We start from the raw sequence: 523 nt of genomic DNA, 5'->3' as shown, positions 1-523 counted from the left end.
GGGCCATACTGAAGCGAGCGTGGATTTATGCAAATTAGCTGGATTAAAGCCCGTGAGCGTGATTTGTGAAATCATGAAAGAAGACGGCTCTATGGCGAGGAGAGGGGATAAATTTTTGAGCGATTTTGCCCTAAAGCACAACCTCAAAACCCTCTATGTTTCTGATTTGATTAGCTATCGTTTGGAAAATGAAAGTTTGCTGAAAATGTTTTGTCAAGAAGAAAGGGAATTTTTAAAACACCAAACGCAATGCTACACTTTTTTAGACCACCAGCAAAAAAACCATTACGCTTTTAAGTTTAAGGGTGCAAAAACCAATGATTTAGCCCCTTTAGTGCGTTTCCACCCTATCAAAGAGGATTTTGATTTTTTAACGACTGGCGCGTTTGAAGTGTTTTTTAAGGCTTTAGAATATTTAAAGCGCGAAGGGGGTTATTTGATCTTTATGAACACGCATGCTAAAGAAAACAATATCGTTAAAGATTTTGGGATTGGGGCGTTAGTGTTAAAAAATTTGGGGATA

At 38.0% G+C, this 523-nt stretch carries 1 protein-coding gene; it reads left to right on the top strand.

Translation table 11 applies throughout. From position 1 onward, the window contains the following. On the top strand, positions 1-523 hold a 523-nt coding region (locus tag IE260_RS43550), incomplete at both ends, for a 3,4-dihydroxy-2-butanone-4-phosphate synthase (RefSeq protein ID WP_189881051.1).

This window comes from Streptomyces viridiviolaceus (assembly GCF_014650995.1).
Taxonomy (GTDB): domain Bacteria; phylum Actinomycetota; class Actinomycetes; order Streptomycetales; family Streptomycetaceae; genus Streptomyces; species Streptomyces viridiviolaceus.
Note: the sequence above shows the minus strand (reverse complement) of the source record. Positions and strands in the feature narration are given on the sequence as shown.